Below are 15548 nucleotides of genomic sequence, written 5' to 3'. Positions count from 1 at the left end.
AATGTCGCAATTAACTTGGTATTATACTCTAGAAATTTCAAGAATCTCAAAAGTCATTGTTCCATTAGGAACTTGTATTTCCGCTTTATCGCCTACCACTTTTCCCAGTAAACCTTTCCCAATGGGAGAATCTACAGAGATTTTCCCCGACTTTAAGTCGGCTTCACTTTGAGCCACCAACTTATAAGTCACTTCCATTTTATTGGTGGTGTTTTTTATTTTTACCGTACTATGAATCAATACTTTTGAAGTGTCTAATTGTGATTCATCAACAATTCTTGCGTTAGAAACCACCGCTTCCAATTTAGAAATTTTAAACTCTAACAAGCCTTGCGCCTCTTTGGCGGCATCATATTCGGCATTTTCACTTAAATCTCCTTTGTCTCTAGCCTCCGCAATGGCCTGAGAAGCATTTGGTCTTTCTACGTCTCTTAACTGGTTTAATTCGTCTTTTAATCTTTTTAAACCTTCTGCTGTGTAATAAGATACTTTACTCATAACTTCATCGTTTATATAACAAAAAGAATCCCACTCACATGGGATTCCTGTAACAAACAAAGATAATAAATTTTAACAAGCTTAGCAATTATATTAAATTGCGGTCTAAAAACCCCTTTCTCATGAAAAAACTCCTTATCGGAATTTTATTTCTTTCCGTGATCACCGCCTGCAGCAGTGATGATACGCTTAACAACAATCCTAATTTATTGGATGTGAATGTCAACTTCCAAATCGATTTAAGCTTACCACAATACAATAGCCTTAATTTTCCTTCTAGTCCTGTTTATGTTCCCAATTATGGAAATGCAGGTATCGTGATTATGAAAAATGGAGCCGACTCCTTTGTCGCTTTCGATGCCGCCGATCCCAATCATCCTAGAAAAAATGAATGTGTAGCCATGGAGCTGAACGGTATTCACATCTTTTGCGGTTGTGAAGGCAATACCTACGACTTATTTACAGGCGGAGTGGTTGAAGGAGACGAAGAAAATTTAAGATATCCTTTATTTAGATACCGCGTGGTTCAAAATGGTAACGGCTTACTGAATGTAAGAAATTAAATTTTCTTTCCTCTCGTATAAAATTAAAAAGCAAAAAAACCTGAAATTAAATTTCAGGTTTTTTTGCTTTTATCTCTATTTACCGTTTCACTATTTTAATGATACTTTTTCCTTTTTCGGTTTCTGTTTGTACAAAATAAATTCCTTGACTTAACTGTAAAACATCATAAATAGATTGAGTTTCATTAAATTTTAATACTTCTTTTCCGTTAACGGAAAAAATACGCACTGATTTTATTTCTTTTCCCTGCTCCATCTCCAACTGAAAGTTACTCACCACAGGATTTGGAGAAAGTTGAACCTGAAGCTTGTTCTTACTTACCACTACCAATTGCTCATTACTGTAAATAGCCTGAACACCATTAGCGTTTGTTATAGTTAATTCTATATAAGTAGATTGATTATTAAAAGTGTAGACATAGGGATTAAACCCTGGTAAACCTAGATTTGTAAAATCTTCCATAAATATTTCTTCAAAGTCTATAGCATATGCTGGCACACCGCCGCAATCTAGAGGAGTACCAGTATTATTGATATTAAAACTTTGATTTTGGTTGTAAGTTAGATCCGTATTTAATGGATAACAAGGAGCATCAAATAAACAAGAAGGATTATTGTCCTCAAATATTACAGTGTAAGAATTTTGATAAGCTACAGGTGGTGGAAAATCATTGCCGTTAATGACCAGTTTTTCTAAATACCATGTATAGTCTTGTAAAGGAGCTACTTGCGCAAAACCCTTAAAACTGAACAATAAAATAATCAAATAGGTAATTTTTTTCATAATTAACTGGTTGTGTTAGCCTTATAAAGGTAAAAAAAAAAAAAACGGTTTAGAAAAATCTAAACCGCTTTTTAAAATTCAACATGGGCTAAAACTTAGAATTTTAATGTAATTCCCGCTAAGAAATTAATCGTCGCTTGTGGGTAATATCCTGCGCCTTCTTTAGTTTCTATTGTTCCTGGATTAGAATAATCATCCTCAAAAGAATAATAGTATCCATTAGAGATATATTCTACATCAAAAATATTGTTGACCATTCCCGTGAAAACTACTTCTTTAAATAAAGACGATTTTTTCCACACATATTGGATGCTAAGATCATTGATAAAATAGCTTTCTAGTAAAGAGGCTTCAGATTCTATATTGCTCATATATTGCTCGCCAACAAACTTACTTAGGAAGTTGAACTGTAAATTAGAAATGGGCGAATAACTAATTCTATTTCCCGCCACTATTTCAGGAGAAAAAGAAATACTGGTATCTCCAAAGTCTTGAAGTTCGCCATCAAATTTGGTATTAAAATCTCTATTTTTATTTCGGCTTAAAGCCACATTAGGATGAACGCTCAAATTAGGTAAGAGCTTTACCGAAGCTTCTATTTCTACTCCTAAACGGTAAGAGTCTCCACTATTTTCGCGTACCGGTTCCCCCGAATTATCAATACCTCCCGTTAGTACCAGTTGGTTTTTATAATCCATATAATATAGGTTCGCATTTAGCTGAAACTTTTCCGCTTTTAAACGATATCCCAACTCATAATCGGTTAGTTTTTCTTCCTCTGGCTTATTGGCATTATTAAATAGAGCATTTTTATAATCGGTTCTTGTTGGTTCCCGATGTGCTATCGCCAAAGAAGCGTACAACTGATTGGCTTTATCTAATTTATAAGTCAATCCCACTTTGGGATTAAAGAAAGTAAAGCTATCATCTATAAGCAAATCTACGCCTTCATCTAACAAGCCGCTGGTGGAATAACTAAGAGTTCTTAATTGCAAGTCTCCAAAAGCTTTAAAGTTTTCAAAAATAGCGACCGTTGCTTTTCCGTAGATATTAAAATCAGTTTTATTGGCTACATTAAAATAATACTCGTTATCAGGATCTAGATTCTGGGCAAAGCGCGTATAAATAACTTCTCCAAAATGATCGCCTTCGTATTTATTAATTCCTCCACCCAAAATCAATTCCATTCTTTGGTCTTTATAAGTTCCGTTGAAGGTAAGTCCGTAAAAGTGATTGTCCAGCCAAGTTCTATTCACCAAATCTGAAGTACTTATTTCAGTTCCTTCGGAATTAAAATCGGGTAAACCGAAATCTACTAACACGGCATCTTCTTGGTATTCTTCATAATAGCCTTTCCCTATCGTATAATGCAAACCTAAATTAGTGGACCAATTAGCATCGTATTTTTGATCCCACAGCAATTGAAAATGATCTTGCTGGTAGTTATCGGTTTGGTTGTCGTAGTACTTGGTATTTCCATCTTCATCGGTATATTCCCCGGCAGGATTATGTCTTCTATCCTCTTTCAATTGATCTTCCTCAATCCCGTACCAAGCTTGATAAGTTTTTTGTTTTCCGCCAAAAACGAGAGCTTTTACCAGCGTATTGTTATTCACGTAAGCTCCTTGTAAAAAGTAAGATTTCAATTCAGACTCGGCGCGATCTATATAACCATCACTTTTTATGAGAGAAGCCCTTCCGGCGAATTCCCAATGTTCATTAAATAAACCTGTGCTAAATTTTGCGGTGTGTTTATGCGTGTTGTAAGAGCCGTAACTATTAGAAATTTCTGCGTAAGCTTCTTCCCTGTAACGGTCTGTCAAAATATTAAGACTGGCACCAAAGGCTCCGGCTCCGTTAGTAGAAGTCCCCACGCCGCGCTGCAACTGAATGTTCTCTACCGAAGAGGCGATATCGCCTAAGTTGACCCAAAATGAACCCTGACTTTCAGAATCATTATAAGGAATCCCGTTAATGGTTACATTAGTTCTGGTAGCATCGCTTCCGCGAACGCGCAAACTGGTGTAACCTACTCCGTTTCCAGCATCTGTAGTAGTCACCACAGAAGGCAGGTAATTCATCAACACAGGAATATCCTGACCTAGATTACGCTGCGCAATTTCCTCATTACTCAAATTGCTATAAGTAATGGGCGAGTCGGCAGCGACCCGAATAGAAGAAAGGAAAACCTCATCTAATTGTTCTTGCGCGTTAGACATATTAACGATGATGTGTTGATCTTTAAATGCTTTGACTTCTAGAGTTTTTGAGTTTCCGTAGGTAAATTTTAGCTGATAATTTCCTGGGAAAACGTAAAATTTAAAAGCTCCATTAAGGTCGCTAATCGCAGCTTGGCTAGTTCCTATTATTTCTACGGCTACATTTGGTAATTCGTTAGCATCTTGAACGACAGTTCCAGAAATAATAATTTTGTCTTGAGCAAAGACAAGTGTCGTAAATAGTAAAGACACTGCAAATAATACATTTTTCATTCGTAATACATTTTTTACGAATAAAAGGGGCGATTATTCTTTGGTTTAAAATTAAATAAAAAAATCCTGAAGACTTTTTAAAAGTCGTTCAGGAGCGCATACTACAAAAGTCGCTAGCAAACTTTTGCATTTCCCTTGGCAGCATTACCTGCCCAGGTTCATTGGGTATGATCTCAGCCTAAAAAGACACCCCTTTGAGATATAAAACAAAATTAATCTTATTTTTTAATTTATCATAATTTTAATTGCTTTTTAAGCAAAGGATTTTATTTTTGAATATGCCTAGAAATACCAAACGCTCCATCACCTTTAAAGTTGTTATAGGATACCTCCTTTTAACTGCCTTTACCGCTATTTCTATTTGGTTTATTTACAGCAATGTGATTGGTTTAAACAGCGCTAATAAACTAAGCAACGATAACCAACAAAAATTGTTACTCATGAATGAGGCCGTGACCAATGTATACGCTGCCGAAGCCATTAGTAGGGACATTATTCAAAATCAAAAGCCCGAAAACTTACCTCAATTTAAGCAACAATTAGACACTATTTCTTCTCTCATAAAAAATCTTCAACAAGTTTATAAAGAGAATGAAATTATAAACGAGCTGGATAGTTTGCAAAACCTTTTGCTTCTTAAAGAGCAAAACTTGCACGAACTCCTAAAAGTGAGAAAAAACAATTCGAGTGAGAATTATTATGATCGCGTGCTCAACAATCTTCAAAAAGTAAATTATCTATTTGAAGAAGACAATTACAATGAGCTTCTTAAAGATTACAATCCCGAAGCCAGACATGCGATGGTGAAATGGTTGGAATACGCCAAGAAAGACAACGCACAAAGATTAACGCAACAGTCGGCAGACTCCTTGATTAACACCGTAAAAAACGTGCTGAGTGAGCTCGAAGTTGAAGAACGAAGGTATCAACAAGAGGTGATTAAAAAAGAGAATGAACTACTAAAAAATGACCAAGAACTTTCTTCACAGTTAAGAAAAATCAGGTCGGAGATGGAGCGAGAGCAAATACAAAAATCGGTGGAGCAGGTAAACAATTCTAGTGCCGTAATCGAGGAGACAGCAACCATCATTGCCGTATTGGGAATTGCTTGTATTCTTACGATTATTTTTTTTGTTGTCCTCATTATTAGAGACACCAATAGTAGCCAGCGTTACAAAGAGGAGTTGGAAAAAAGTAAAGCTTACGCGGAATTCTTACTCAAAAGAAGAAAACAAATTATGGCGACGGTAACCCATGATTTACGCTCTCCCCTAAATACGATTATGGGCTACGCAGATTTACTGAAGAAAACCTCTTTATCTGACAAGCAGCAATATCACTTGGATCATCTTAAAAAATCCTCTTTCTATATTTTGCATTTGGTGAACGACCTTTTGGATTTTTCAAAACTCGAAGCTGGAAAAATGACCATAGAAAAACTACCTTTTCAGCCTAAAAGTATTATTGAAGATAGCATCCAGACCAGTATCCCTACGAGTATCAAAAACAACTTGGTGATTCACACTTCCTTAGACAAAACCACAGAAGAAACTTTTATGAGCGATCCTTTTAGGATTCAGCAAGTGTTAACTAACTTATTGGGCAACGCCTATAAATTTACGGAAGAAGGCAGTATTCACATCAAAGCTTCTATTGCTTCCAAGACTAGAAAAATAAAAAAACTTCATATAGAAATTAGCGATACTGGGATTGGCATTTCTCAAGAACAACAAAAAAATATCTTTGAAGAATTCTCCCAAGCCGATTCTCGAATCGAAAAGCAATATGGCGGTTCTGGGTTAGGCTTAGCAATCACAAAAAAGATTGTTGATCTACTTAAGGGAAGCATACGTATGGAGAGTGAACTGGATAAAGGAACCACTTTCTATATTGAATTCCCCATAGAAACCACTTCACAAACCAGTATTGAAACCGAAGAAATCTCTATCAAAAACACGCAAGGACAAAGAGTTTTGATTATTGACGATGAACCGTCGCAGCTAATGCTCACCAAAGAAGTAATTTCTCAAGCTGGGTTTAAGGTAACGACTGCCAAAGACGGAAAAGAGGCTTTGGAGATTCTAAAAAAGCAAGTCTTTGATTTGGTGATTACCGATATACAAATGCCAAAAATGAACGGTTTTGAATTGATTAGAAAGCTGCGGAAGATTCCTAAATTTAAAACGCTTCCGGTTATTTCATTATCTGGAAAAACCGATGTCCCCGATGAAATCTACCTCAAAAAAGGGTTTACGACCAACTTTATAAAACCTTTTAATGCGAACGAACTTTACTTAGAAATTGCCAATATTCTTGATTTGGAAGTGTCTAGAAGTTTGGTAAAAGAAAAGCTTGCAAAATCTTCCGAGTCTTATGATGTGTCGGAATTACTTCGGTTCACCGAAGGAGATCGAGATTCCTTAAAAGTGATTTTGAATAGTTTTATAGAAAGTTCTCAGCAAAATTTAGACGCTTTAAGAAAAGCTTCCGCGGAAGCGAATCTTCAACAAATTGCCTTTATCGCACACAGAGTCTTACCTATGCTGCGTCAATTAAAAGCCGAAAAAGTGGTCGTATTCTTTGAAAAATTAGAGCACCAGCAACAACATAACCTGCAAGCAGAAGAAGTGATGACGATGCTAGAGAAGGCTAAAAAAGCCTTAGAAAACTTATTAGAAGAAATCAAAAAAGAAGTTTAAAGCTCGATGTTATACTGCTTTAATTTATTGTAAAGCGTCTTGCGATCTACATCTAAAATTCGTGCGGCTTTGCTCTTGTTTCCGCCTGCTTCTTCTAAAGCATCTAAAATCAATTGTTCCTCATTATGATTTTTAAACAACTTGTAAGATGAGGCTTTAGAAGTGTGGGTTACAATATTTTCGGGTAAATCTTTCTTTTCTATCACTTTGGTTTCCGATAGTAAAACCGAACGTTTGACGCTGTTTTGCAATTCTCGCAAATTTCCAGGCCAATCATAATTTTTTAACGCCTCTAAAGCTTCATCAGAAAAGCCTAAGCTTTCTTTCCCCAACTGCTGATTTGCTTTGTCTAAAAAATAATTAGCAAACAACAACAAATCTTCTTTTCTATCTTTAAGCGCCGGCACCTGAATGGAAAACTCGTTAAGACGGTGAAATAAATCTTGTCTAAAGTCACCCAATTCTACCGCTTTTTCTAGATCCTCATTGGTGGCCGTTATCACCCTAATATCTACCTCTATTTCTTTATTGCTCCCTACGGGTTTCACTTTTCTTTCTTGCAATGCACGTAGCAGTTGCATTTGTAGGTCATAGCTTAAATTCCCTACCTCATCCAAAAAAAGTGTTCCGTGATTGGCGGCCTCAAAATGACCTATTTTATCATTAATCGCACCTGTAAAAGACCCCTTTACATGTCCAAAAAACTCACTAGAAGCGATTTCTTTGGGAATGGCTCCGCAATCTACTGCGATAAACACTTTCTCTTTACGTTTACTTTTTTTGTGTATGTTTTTGGCGACATATTCTTTTCCCGTTCCACTTTCTCCAATAATCAATACAGACATATCTGTAGGCCCCACCAACTTGATGTAGTCATTTAGTTTGTTAGAAGCATCACTTACTCCAGCCACATAACTGTTGCCTACTCCCTCTTCTTTTTGAACAGGTTCTTCTTTATTATTTTTTTGAGGAGTTGAAACACTCTCTGCAGAAGAGTCTTCTTGCAATGCCTTTACTGCTTTTTGAATCAAATCCAGCATTTGCTCTGGATTAATAGGTTTCGAAATATAATCGAAAGCTCCCTTTTTCATCACTTCAACCGCTTTGCTTACCTCGGCATAACCCGTCATAAGAATCACTTTTGTGGCCAATTGCTTTTCCTTTACCATTTCTAACAGCACCGTACCTTCTTTCTCTGGCAATCTTACATCGGCTAGAATAACTTGAAATACAGCATCATTCAGCTTCCTAATAGCATCTTCACTACTAGAGCAAGTGGTTACCTGATATCCTTTTTTCTTCAAAAAGGTTTCTAGCATTTTACCAAATGCCAAATCATCTTCTACAATTAAAATGTGCTGCACGAAAAGTATTTTTTTACAAATCTATTAATAAGCTTAATAGTCTGCCTCAAATTTATCATAAAAAAAGACCCTTTACAATAAAGGGTCTTTTTCATCTCAATCTAATTAACTGGGGGTAGTTAATTTTCTTTCGGGTTTAAGCGGTTGGTTTAATCCACTCTCCATCTGCATTAGCATAAACTGTTTTAGCCTCTGCTCCTTCAGCCTTAAGAACTAACTTAAACTCTCTTTTCTTATTGATATAGGCTTTTTCAACGTCTGCGCCTCTAAAATCTTTAACTATCGCTTTTTTAACAGCATCTGGAAGCTTATTGGCCTCTATCTCCTGAAATCCATCCTGTACAGTTTCATGTACTTTCTCTGGAGCTTTTTGTACTTTTTCGGTTTGTGCATTTGTATTGGCTGTTGCAAAAAACATTGCTACTACTGCGGCGGTCATCATTAACTTTTTCATAATCTTCTGTTTTAGTTTTTAAATTAAAGTTTTAGTTGGTTATTCTTTGTTGGTTAATTTCAATTAATACAATAGGAATACTATGCCACAGAATTTCGAAAACACTTAAAACAAATCAAACCCCTAAAAATAAACCTTCTACACTATTGTCACATCTATTTGAGACATTGATGCTACTTGTAGAAAATAAAAAATTCTACAGTTGACTGTAGAATTTTTACACACTTTTAAATCTAAAAACTACAATTTGGGTTTTTTGCGATTGACTTTTAATTGAGATTTTCGTTTTTTATTTTCTAAGCGCTTCTTTTTGGAAGCCTTACTCGGTTTTGTTTTTTTACGCTTCCGCGGAATATGAAGACCTTGCTCTATGAGTTTTAAAAACTTTTTAATAACTACTTCCTTGTTTTTATGCTGACTTCTACTGTGATCTGAAGAAAGCTGAAGCACTTGTTCTTTGGTAAGCTTAGCCGATAACTTATCCTGTAAACGTTCTTTTTCTTCTTCCGTAAAGAGTTGAGTATTTTCTAAGCTCCAACTCAGCACTACTTTCGTGCTCGTCTTGTTGGCATGCTGCCCTCCTGGACCACCGCTAAGCACCGCTTTAAAATCTACTTCCTTTACGAGTTCTTCTTTAGAAAACATATTAAGTTTGAGGTTGGTGTGATGTTTTTAATAGATCGACTACTGTTTTCACCGGATTAAAAGTAACCAAAGGCACTTCTACAAAAATAGTATTCCAATGCGCCATCGCACCATTCCATAAACCTGGAAGTTCTAAAGCTTTTAAAGCTTTTCCGTCTTTAGATTTCTCTGAAATAAATCCTTTCGAAGCATCTACAAAATCTAATAAATCAAATTTCTCACCCTGGTAATTTTTTAATCCGCACACTAAATCTACCGGATTAAAATGCGTCGCTTTTGCAGCAATATCTTGCTGACTCTTATTATTAGCATCGATTTGTGCTCCTTCTACAATTTGTAATGATGCTTTTCCTGCGGCATCCAATACCCAAAACGGACCACCACCGGGAGCGCCTTCATTTTTCACCATTCCACAAACGCGAATAGGACGGTTTAGAAGTTCTTTCGCTTCCGTAAAACTTTTAATTTGTTCTTCTGAATGAAAACAAGAAGACAAAAGTTGGTTAGCTTCGGCTAAAGCTTCAGGATCTTTTGCATCGATTTTCTTTAAAACCTGAAACACTTTTTCTTGAATTTCTAATAAAATTCCGCCAAGGGCTTTTTTATAATCAACAATCTCATTCAAATATTCGTGTACACATACATTGTCTATGTTTTTTATAAAAACAAGATCGGCTTCTACTTGATTAAGATTTTCGATTAAAGCGCCGTGACCTCCTGGTCTAAACAGGATTTCTCCATTTTTCTCTCGAAAAGGTTGGTTGTCTATGGTTGCCGCCAGTGTATCTGTATTTTCCTGTTGATAGGAATAGTCCACACAAAAATCATTCTCGGGATACTTCTTTTCTATCTGGGCTTGTGCTTTTTCAAACTTATCAAGATGCTTTTTGGCCACCGTAAAATGCAAATGAGCCACCTCTTCATTTTGAGTATAATTCATCGCTTCTAAGAAATGAATTTCGAAAGCGGTTAGAATTTCATCTCTATACTTATGAAAAGGCACCAAACCTTTAGGGTAACTTCCGTAGCCTAAATTAGCTTCATTTAATAAATTTTGAACAAAAGGAAATGCCAAATCATCTAGGTTTGACTTTTTGTCTAATTGCGCATAATCGATTACTTCTTCATAAAAAGGAAGCTTCTCTAGCTGATGAAAAAACTTGGTTAATTCATTCTTACGCGTTCTGGCAATAAACTCTTGCAGGCTCTCCTTTTCGGAATCAAATTCTTCTAAAAAGAAAAATAAATTCTTAAACATTCGGGTTGCTGCTCCACTGGCGGGAATAAACTTCACTTTCTTTACGGAAGCCTTTTCTAAACGATCCACCCAACTTTGAAGCTGATTATCATCTAGTTTCATAATTCCGCTTCCAATACAAGCTGGAGCTTTTAAATTCTCAAAAGCAATTCCTCTTTCAAATTCTTGCAATTGTTTCTCTACCTGCTCTACCGCTATTCCTTTTGCTTTCATCTGCAAAAGATCCTCGTCTCTCCAAGTGTTACTTTCCATGCTCTTTCAATAAATTTTCTACCATCGCAATAGCCTTTTCTAGGCGTTGTTGCTTTGTTCCTTTTAAAACTTGATAAGGTTTTTCATTAACCTCTAACGAAGCTTTAAATACCTTATACATATATTCTCTTTCTTGGGGTTTATCCCTTAAATCGTCCTCTTCCCAAGGCGTATCTATATACGTGAGCAAATATAAATCATATTGATGCGCTTTTATGACCTCTTCAAAAACTTTAGAGGTAAAACCTTCATAATATACTTGCGCATACGTATAGGTTTGAAGCACATTGGTATCTATAAACAATACTCTATTTGCCTTTGGTGCTAGTCGGTTTTCAGCAGCTATTTGTCCTTTCGCAATAGGAATTAGATCTTCTTGCTCACAAGCTTCGCTGCAGTTATCATATTTTTCTTGCAAATAATTTCTAGCAAATTCTGGCACCCATTGGGTATTAAAATAAGCTGCCAATTGTTGTGCCAAAGTGGTTTTTCCAGTAGATTCTGGTCCGTAAACCACAACTTTTAAACAGTCTGAATCTTTTTGAACAAGAGTTTCTTCCATGAGAAATATCCTAAAATAGCTATTATGATTAAAAAGACATATAGAAGCGCGCTAAAGCTTAGTCCTTTATAGAAATACAAAGGAACCGAAATGATGTTTCCTATGAGTAAATAAATCCAGTTTTCAATTTTCTTTTTAGCCAAGAGCCACATTCCCACAAAGAAGAAAGCCGTGGTAAGAATATCTACATAAGATGGCCAGCCCTGCCATTTATCAAATGTTTGATATACCAAGCTTATCAAAATCATACTTCCTATAAATATAGCTGCAATGGTTTTGTTTTCTTTCTTAGTTACGCTGGTGATCGGCGTAACGTGTGTACCATCTACTTTTCTCGTCCACACATACCAGCCGTAGACACTCATACTAAAATAGTACACATTAATAATCATATCGCCCAACAAGCCATAGACGAACAAAATATATACGTATAGCAAAGTGCTGACAATCCCCGTAGGATAAACCAGAATGCTATTGTTTTTAGAATAAAGCACACTCAGTATGCCAAAAAAAACACCAAACAGTTCTAAGACTATAAGGTGCGTATCGATTCCTTGGTATTGAGAAAAAAGCCAATCAAAAATGGGGCTCATAATCGCGACGGTCAGATTTTACTATTTTCATATAAATAAGTCCGCGTTCTACCGCTTCTAACGCATTTTTCATTTCTTTATTCAAGACCTTCATCACCTCATCATAATCTCCATACACTTGCGTGCTTAACGGATTTTCTTTGACTTCTAAATCTGAATCTCTAAGTGCATCGATAAAATTGATAATCGCTGGCTCATACTCATCTTGAATGGGAGTAAGGGTTAACTCTACTGATATTTTCATGGGATCTATTTTATAAATTATCTTTCTTAAATTTTTGTTGAATTTGCTAAGGGTTATTTCTTGAGGCTTCTTATTTACAAAGGCAACGCATAAACACAGGTAAAACCTTCAAATTCTAAGTAATCAATTTTGAAGGATTCTTCTTTTCCTTGGTAATTCACCTTGGCAGTCGTTTTCATTTCATCAAAATCAAAATCATCTACATAGATATGATGTAAAAAAAGCAATCCGGGAACACTCATATACTTATAAATAGATTCTTTTGCACCCCAAACAATAGTTAACTTTCTAATAATCGCGTCGTCATTTGCTAAGGTACGGTATTCCTTAAGTGGTGTAAATTTATGCGCAATCTTCATGATTTTCTCTCGCTGCTTTTCGATATCGATACCAATGGGTTGATCACTAATAATAATTCCGGCAAAGGTAAATGAATGTGTAATCGAAATAAATTTACCATCTTTAAGGTGAGGCTTTCCGTGATCATCATAATACAAATCGTGATCTACATAGCCTTCCGCAGCCAATAAATGCCTAATACACATAAAACCTCTGCGGTGAAGATCGCTTTTCATGCTATCTACTCGGTTTCGGCAATGCGGAGTCAATTCAATCCCCTCACTAAGCCATTCAAAACTTTCTTCTATCTTCCAAATGAGAACTTTAGTAGCCTCATCAATTGTTATTGTTTTGTAAAGAGCCATGAATTTAGATAGATATTATGTATTTTTGTCACACAAAATTGCTTAATCACAAATATAAGAATATGAGTACGAAAACGGTAACATACACGCCATATAAAGTTAAAGATATTTCTCTAGCCGCATGGGGTAGAAAAGAAATGGAGCTTGCTGAAGCAGAAATGCCAGGATTAATGTCTTTAAGAAAAGAATATAAAGACGAGCAGCCTTTAAAGGGTGCAAGAATCGCTGGGTGTTTACATATGACCATTCAAACTGCGGTTTTAATTGAAACGCTTACCGCTTTAGGAGCCGAAGTAACTTGGAGCTCTTGTAATATTTTCTCTACACAAGATCAAGCTGCTGCTGCCATTGCAGATACTGGAGTTTCGGTCTATGCTTGGAAAGGGATGAGCGAAGAAGAATTTGACTGGTGTATAGAACAAACTTTATTTTTTGGAGAAGATCGCAAGCCGCTAAATATGATTTTAGATGATGGGGGAGATTTAACCAATATGGTTTTAGACCGTTATCCGGAATTGGCAAAAGACATTAAAGGTCTTTCTGAAGAAACGACTACTGGAGTTCACCGTTTATACGAGCGTGTGAAAAACGGAACGCTTCCTATGCCAGCCATTAACGTAAACGATTCGGTAACCAAATCTAAATTTGACAACAAATACGGATGTCGCGAGAGTGCTGTAGATGCTATTCGCCGTGCTACCGATGTGATGCTTGCAGGTAAACGTGTAGTTGTTTGTGGCTATGGAGATGTTGGTAAAGGAACTGCCGCTTCTTTTAAAGGAGCTGGTTCTATTGTAACCGTTACAGAGATTGATCCTATTTGTGCTTTACAAGCTGCAATGGACGGTTTTGAAGTGAAGAAATTAGAAACAGTTTTACCAAAAGCAGATATCGTTATTACCACTACTGGAAATAAAGACATTGTAAGAGGAGAACATTTTGAAGCGATGAAAGACAAAACTATCGTTTGTAATATTGGTCACTTTGACAATGAAATTGCTGTATCTTGGTTAAATGACAACTTTGGAGATACCAAAGATGAAATTAAACCACAAGTAGATAAATATACCGTTAACGGAAAAGATATTATTTTATTAGCTGAAGGTAGACTGGTTAACCTTGGTTGCGCCACTGGACACCCTAGTTTTGTAATGAGTAATTCCTTTACGAATCAGACGTTAGCACAAATAGAGCTTTGGAAAAATACAGATCAATACAAGAACGACGTATATATGTTACCGAAGCACTTGGATGAAAAAGTAGCCCAATTACATTTAGAACGTATTGGTGTTGAGCTTACTGATTTGTCTCAAGACCAAGCAGAATATATTGGAGTTGAAGTAAAAGGACCTTACAAACCAGAATATTACAGGTACTAATTAAGAGTATTATCATCATAAAAAAATCCCTTCAAGTAACTTGAAGGGATTTTTTTTGCTTAAAACGGCTCAACACAAAAAGTTGTGGAGTAACTAAAAATTAGGGAACTTTGAAATAAAGATTTCTATGTCCTCAGATTCATTATTAGCTATTGCCAATTTATTACTTCCAGAAGTACTGGTCACCTATTTTGATTTAACAAAGCATGAGATTAAAGGCGAAGAACTGCACTTTTATTTCACAGAACTAAACACAGTTCCTGACGAATATAGCGGTGCCAAGCTTCATTCTAAAGGCTTCTTTGCGCAAGCTACGGTTCAGGATTTTCCCATACGAGGTAAGAGCGTTTTTTTACATATAACCCGGCGTAGATGGTTTAATGAAGCTACTGGGAAAGTAGTTACCAGAGATTGGGATTTAGTAGCAAAAGGAACTAGGATAACTAGTGAGTTTGCTACTTTTTTAAAAGAGGTCTGTAGGTAATAATGCTACTAGCACAGCGGTTGTAGCTAAATTCTTTGGTGTCAACCCTAGAAGCCTGCAAAGGCAATATAAAGATTATCTAAGCGATTTTAAATCTTGGGATCAAAAACAACACGCAACAGATTGGATTCTATTTGCCGAAAATATTGGAAGTAATCTATCTCTTGATGAAACAGCTTTCTCTAACGGAGATCTCTACACCATACTAACCAATAAAAAAGCAAAAGGAAAGAAAGGAGCTTTAGTAGCTATGATTAAAGGAACCAAAGCCGAAGTAGTTATAAGCATACTCCATAAAATCCCCCTAAAACAAAGAAAGAAAGTTAAAGAGGTAACCTTAGATATGGCAGGCAATATGGGGCTTATCGTCAAAAAAACATTCCCAAGCGCAACCTTGGTGATAGACCGTTTTCACGTCCAGAAACTGGCATTGGATGCACTGCAGGAAATCCGAATCAAGCATAGATGGGAAGTTCTCGACTCAGAGAATGAAGCTATAGAGCACGCCAGAAGTAAATCTATAAAATACACTCCAGAACTCCTCTACAATGGAGACACATTGAAGCAATTGCT

At 36.2% G+C, this 15548-nt stretch carries 16 protein-coding genes; 5 read left to right on the top strand and 11 right to left on the bottom strand.

The genetic code is table 11. The features are described 5' to 3' along the window. Positions 1-21: 21 nt before the first annotated feature. Positions 22-498 carry a transcription elongation factor GreA gene (gene greA / locus RBU60_RS01755; protein ID WP_308862900.1) on the bottom strand — a complete coding sequence of 159 codons (477 nt, stop codon included), beginning with the start codon at positions 496-498 and terminating at the stop codon, positions 22-24. Between the two features lie 122 nt (positions 499-620). Between greA and RBU60_RS01750 the strand changes: the two genes are divergently transcribed. Continuing rightward, on the top strand, positions 621-1061 hold the full coding sequence (locus RBU60_RS01750) for a Rieske (2Fe-2S) protein (RefSeq protein WP_308862899.1): 441 nt from the start codon (positions 621-623) through the stop codon (positions 1059-1061). Positions 1062-1140: 79 nt separating this feature from the next. On the opposite strand, the gene RBU60_RS01745 is transcribed toward RBU60_RS01750, so the two are convergent. After that, the gene (locus RBU60_RS01745) at positions 1141-1845 is read right to left on the bottom strand and encodes a T9SS type A sorting domain-containing protein (protein ID WP_308862898.1); all 705 of its coding nucleotides are present in this window, start codon (positions 1843-1845) and stop codon (positions 1141-1143) included. Between the two features lie 95 nt (positions 1846-1940). Continuing rightward, positions 1941-4337 carry a TonB-dependent receptor gene (locus RBU60_RS01740; RefSeq protein WP_308862897.1) on the bottom strand — a complete coding sequence of 799 codons (2397 nt, stop codon included), beginning with the start codon at positions 4335-4337 and terminating at the stop codon, positions 1941-1943. A gap of 278 nt (positions 4338-4615) precedes the next feature. On the opposite strand from RBU60_RS01740, the gene RBU60_RS01735 reads away from it, so the two are divergent. Then, positions 4616-7036, top strand: a complete 2421-nt coding sequence (locus RBU60_RS01735) for a hybrid sensor histidine kinase/response regulator (RefSeq protein WP_308862896.1) — start codon at positions 4616-4618, stop codon at positions 7034-7036. Here the strand turns inward: RBU60_RS01735 and RBU60_RS01730 are convergent. The 8 genes from RBU60_RS01730 to RBU60_RS01695 all read right to left on the bottom strand — a co-directional run bounded on the left by RBU60_RS01730 (position 7033) and on the right by RBU60_RS01695 (position 13112). Continuing rightward, the gene (locus RBU60_RS01730; protein WP_308862895.1) at positions 7033-8400 is read right to left on the bottom strand and encodes a sigma-54-dependent transcriptional regulator; all 1368 of its coding nucleotides are present in this window, start codon (positions 8398-8400) and stop codon (positions 7033-7035) included. The two genes, RBU60_RS01735 and RBU60_RS01730, sit on opposite strands and share 4 nt — an antisense overlap. A gap of 136 nt (positions 8401-8536) precedes the next feature. Next, positions 8537-8854, bottom strand: coding sequence for a hypothetical protein (locus tag RBU60_RS01725; protein WP_308862894.1), 318 nt, complete (start codon positions 8852-8854; stop codon positions 8537-8539). A gap of 240 nt (positions 8855-9094) precedes the next feature. Further along, a complete protein-coding gene (arfB, locus tag RBU60_RS01720) occupies positions 9095-9499 on the bottom strand; it encodes an alternative ribosome rescue aminoacyl-tRNA hydrolase ArfB (protein ID WP_308862893.1) in 405 nt (134 codons plus the stop codon). Position 9500: 1 nt separating this feature from the next. Then, positions 9501-11009, bottom strand: coding sequence for a DUF4301 family protein (locus RBU60_RS01715; RefSeq protein WP_308862891.1), 1509 nt, complete (start codon positions 11007-11009; stop codon positions 9501-9503). Next, positions 10999-11571 carry an ATP-binding protein gene (locus RBU60_RS01710; RefSeq protein WP_308862890.1) on the bottom strand — a complete coding sequence of 191 codons (573 nt, stop codon included), beginning with the start codon at positions 11569-11571 and terminating at the stop codon, positions 10999-11001. The genes RBU60_RS01715 and RBU60_RS01710 overlap by 11 nt, the downstream gene beginning before the upstream one ends. Continuing rightward, positions 11532-12164 (bottom strand): nicotinamide riboside transporter PnuC, encoded by a 633-nt coding sequence (gene pnuC / locus RBU60_RS01705; RefSeq protein WP_308862889.1) that lies wholly within the window; start codon positions 12162-12164, stop codon positions 11532-11534. Before pnuC ends, RBU60_RS01710 begins: the two co-directional genes overlap by 40 nt. Continuing rightward, the gene (locus RBU60_RS01700; protein WP_308862888.1) at positions 12148-12408 is read right to left on the bottom strand and encodes a thiamine-binding protein; all 261 of its coding nucleotides are present in this window, start codon (positions 12406-12408) and stop codon (positions 12148-12150) included. The genes pnuC and RBU60_RS01700 overlap by 17 nt, the downstream gene beginning before the upstream one ends. Positions 12409-12482: 74 nt before the next feature. Next, positions 12483-13112, bottom strand: coding sequence for a 4'-phosphopantetheinyl transferase family protein (locus tag RBU60_RS01695; protein ID WP_308862887.1), 630 nt, complete (start codon positions 13110-13112; stop codon positions 12483-12485). A gap of 62 nt (positions 13113-13174) precedes the next feature. On the opposite strand from RBU60_RS01695, the gene ahcY reads away from it, so the two are divergent. From ahcY to RBU60_RS01680, 3 genes are all read left to right on the top strand, one after another. Continuing rightward, positions 13175-14491 (top strand): adenosylhomocysteinase, encoded by a 1317-nt coding sequence (gene ahcY / locus RBU60_RS01690; protein ID WP_308862886.1) that lies wholly within the window; start codon positions 13175-13177, stop codon positions 14489-14491. Between the two features lie 127 nt (positions 14492-14618). After that, positions 14619-14975: an ISAon1 family transposase N-terminal region protein gene (locus RBU60_RS01685; RefSeq protein ID WP_308862885.1), complete on the top strand. Its 357-nt coding sequence runs from the start codon at positions 14619-14621 to the stop codon at positions 14973-14975. A 55-nt stretch (positions 14976-15030) separates the two neighbouring features. Continuing rightward, a partial coding sequence (locus RBU60_RS01680; protein WP_308863016.1) for an ISAon1 family transposase occupies positions 15031-15548 on the top strand: 518 nt, incomplete at its 3' end.

This window comes from Mesonia profundi (genome assembly GCF_031085155.1).
GTDB classification, from domain to species: Bacteria; Bacteroidota; Bacteroidia; order Flavobacteriales; family Flavobacteriaceae; genus Mesonia; species Mesonia profundi.
The sequence above is the reverse complement of the archived record's forward strand: the minus strand, read 5'-3'. Positions and strand labels throughout refer to the sequence as shown.